This window comes from Bdellovibrionota bacterium, assembly GCA_035292885.1.
In the GTDB taxonomy this organism is placed as follows: Bacteria; Bdellovibrionota_G; JALEGL01; order JALEGL01; family DATDPG01; genus DATDPG01.
In genome coordinates this window covers 1-2,889 of sequence record DATDPG010000046.1, presented here as the reverse complement: position 1 = coordinate 2,889, position 2,889 = coordinate 1, and the positions used below count along the sequence as shown (strand labels likewise).

4 protein-coding genes are annotated in these 2,889 nt (G+C 58.9%); all 4 read right to left on the bottom strand.

From position 1 onward, the window contains the following. The coding region (locus VI895_03830) for a hypothetical protein (GenBank protein ID HLG18932.1) at positions 1–233 on the bottom strand (233 nt) is incomplete at its 3' end. Further along, on the bottom strand, positions 233–1,207 hold the full coding sequence (locus VI895_03825; GenBank protein HLG18931.1) for a GDP-mannose 4,6-dehydratase: 975 nt from the start codon (positions 1,205–1,207) through the stop codon (positions 233–235). The genes VI895_03825 and VI895_03830, both read right to left, overlap by 1 nt. Before the next feature lie 15 nt (positions 1,208–1,222). Next, positions 1,223–2,224, bottom strand: a complete 1,002-nt coding sequence (locus tag VI895_03820; GenBank protein HLG18930.1) for a hypothetical protein — start codon at positions 2,222–2,224, stop codon at positions 1,223–1,225. Between the two features lie 118 nt (positions 2,225–2,342). Then, positions 2,343–2,889, bottom strand: a 547-nt coding sequence (locus tag VI895_03815) for a DegT/DnrJ/EryC1/StrS family aminotransferase (protein HLG18929.1), incomplete at its 5' end; no start/stop codon positions are given.

Sequence of the window (2,889 nt, the reverse complement as noted above, 5' to 3'; positions counted from 1 at the left end):
CCGCCGGCCAAAAGGATATTGAGTAGATCGGCGCGCAACAGGCCGAACGCGGCGGCGACCGCCGAAAAAGTGACGAACATGGCGATGCCGCCGCCGACCGGAGTCGGTTCGTGATGCCATCGATCCTCCGTCGGCCTGCGGAAGAGCCATCCCCGCATGTGCAGGAGTTCTATCGTGACCTTGGTGAAAAGCGCGGAGAGGACAAAGGCGATGGCGAAGGCCGCGGAGACCACTAGACAAAACTCGGATCGCTTCGGAAAAAGGCGATCACCCGGTCGATAATCTCTTCGAGCGACACTTTTGGGGAGAACCCGGTGACACGCGCAAGCTTTGAGATGTCCGGGACCCGCCTCGGCATGTCTTCAAACCCCGGTTCGTACGCGCGGTCGTACGGAATCTTGACGATTTTTGAACTGGATTTGGAACGCTCTTTGATCAACTCGGCCAGCTGGTGAATCGAAATCTCGCGATTTCCACCGATGTTAAAGACTTCTCCAAACGCCTGCTCATGCTTCGGCAGGCGGATCAGAGCTTCGACGACGTCGGTCACGTACGTAAACGTTCGGGACTGCGTTCCGTCCCCGTATACCGTGATATCGGCGTTTTGCAGTGCCTGGCGGACGAACGTCGGAACGACCATTCCATATTGAGACGTCTGTCTGGGGCCGACGGTGTTGAACAATCGGGCCACGATCACCGGCAATTTCTTTTTCCGGTGGTACGAAATGGCCAGGAATTCATCAATCGCCTTGGAACAAGCGTAGCTCCAACGGGAGTGCGTCGTGGGGCCGAACACCATGTCATCTTCTTCGCGGAAGGGGCTCGAACTGTTCTTGCCGTAGACTTCCGATGTGGAGGTCAGGAGCAACGGTTTCCGCCATTTGTTGGCGAGGTGAAGCGCGACCTCCGTTCCCCGGATGTTGGTCTCGATCGTAGCCACCGGGTCGCTGACGATCAGTTTTACGCCGACGGCCGCGGCAAGGTGATAAATCAGGTCGGTCGCTTGAACCAGCGGTTCCAAAGTTTGGAGATTCGTAATTGATTCAACGATGAGGTGAAATTTCGGATTTTTTTCCAGGTGTTCGACGTTGCGTGTCTGCCCGGTGGAGAGATCGTCGATCAGCGTGGCCGAATGCCCATCCGCCAGTAGCCGTTCGGCCAGATGCGACCCGACGAATCCGGAGCCGCCCGTGATCAGAACATTCATGGTGGCGTCAGTCTATCATCGCCCGGCGGGCAACGCGAAACTCGAACGAACGGCCCGGGCGACGCTCTTTCGCACGGAATATCCTTTCCCGCGCGTCCGGGCCAGAATTTCACCGACCTTCAATCCGCCGGCGATCAGACGCACCGCCGGTTCCGGCCCGAGATCGCTCAAAAGATATCCCATATGTCCTTTAACTGGAGGTTCCTTCGGCAGCCAACGCAAATGGCGCAGGCGCCCCGCGTCGACGTCTCCCCAGAGTTGTATGACGGGGGTCCCGTTTGAACACTTCGAAAGAAACGTACGGGAAGTTTTTATATTCGGACCGGTGGCAAGAATCACAACATCGGCTTTTTGCGGGCGGGTGATCGGCGTCCCTCCCAGCGTTTTAACGGCTTGAATTAAATAGGGCCGAAATTCCGGACTTGAGACGAGCAAGACGTTCCGATGCCTGAATCGAAGCTTATTTTTTCGCGCGATCCGTTGGACAAGCGGAATCAAATAACGAAAGACATCGACCTTCGAGCCTCTTTCATTCGGTCCGGCCAGGGCGATCCCGAAACGGCGCGCCGCGCGAACATTCACGTCCTGTCGGCGGAGTTCCCACGGTTCGACCATCAGCGAGACAACCGCTTTCGGGTGCAATTGACTCAGAAACGATCGATCGATCGGCCGGACATTTCCGGAATTTGTCACGAGATCGATCGTGTGGAGAGGCGCCTGAAACGAGTTTCGGACGATCTGAATTCGATGGGAAACACCGAGTCTCCGGGCAACGGCACGGACCTGCCGCGCGGACTTTTCAGCCGAGCCGTACCGGTTCGGTCGGGCCACGGCGAACACCGTCCCACCGGCGAGCGCCGCCAGGGGTGCGGTTACGGAAAACGGGCCGGTCGCCGCTTCCGTCAGAACCCGCAGGCCGGACAGGTCGAGACGGAATTTTCGGGAAAATCGCCGCGCCAGGCGAGCCAGGTGAGTGCCTCGATCCACAAATACGCTGGCATTCGGTCGTCGCTGCATCCGCGTTCTCGGCACTCGTCTCCTTCGTCGTACTTCCCGGTACGCCTCAGTCGCCGAACACCGAGAACGCGGCGCATCGACAACCTCGGTGCTTCACCGTATTTGTGGATCGAAGCACTTAGCGGCACGAGGCGAGGGCATTTTGAAGCGCGCCGATCACCTGGGATTGATCGTTTTCCGTGAGAGCCGCGTACATCGGGAGAAGGAGGGTTCCCTCATAAGCGGATTCCGTCTCGGAAAGTCGAGGCGGGTGCAGGGAGGCGACGATATACGGATGGATGTGAGCGGGAAGCGGACCCGGGCTGGTTTCGATCCCTTTTTTCCGAAGTTCGTTGGCGATCCGCTCGCGCCGTTCCCCCTGGATTCGGACCGGATAGCTTTGACGATTCCATTCCGCCCGTCCCGGCTCCAGGATTATCGTGACGCCCTCCATCGACCGGAGCGCGTCGTCATAACGGCGGGCCGCCCGTTTTCGCCGATCGATCGCCTCCCCAAGGCGCTCGAGCGCCCAGAGACCGAGCGCGGCATGAAACTCACTCATTCGATAGTTGTGCCCCACGGAGATGGCTAACCCGCCTTGATCGCGTTGACGGCCGTGATTTCCGTACACACGGGCCCGCACGGCGATGTCTTCCCGGTCGGTCAGAACCATTCCCCCTTCGCCC

Bases quoted from the DNA above. Each gene is read 5' to 3' on its own strand.
- VI895_03825 (HLG18931.1), bottom strand. From the start codon at position 1,207: ATGAATGTTCTGATCACGGGCGGCTCCGGATTCGTCGGGTCGCATCTG.
- VI895_03820 (HLG18930.1), bottom strand. From the start codon at position 2,224: ATGCAGCGACGACCGAATGCCAGCGTATTTGTGGATCGAGGCACTCAC.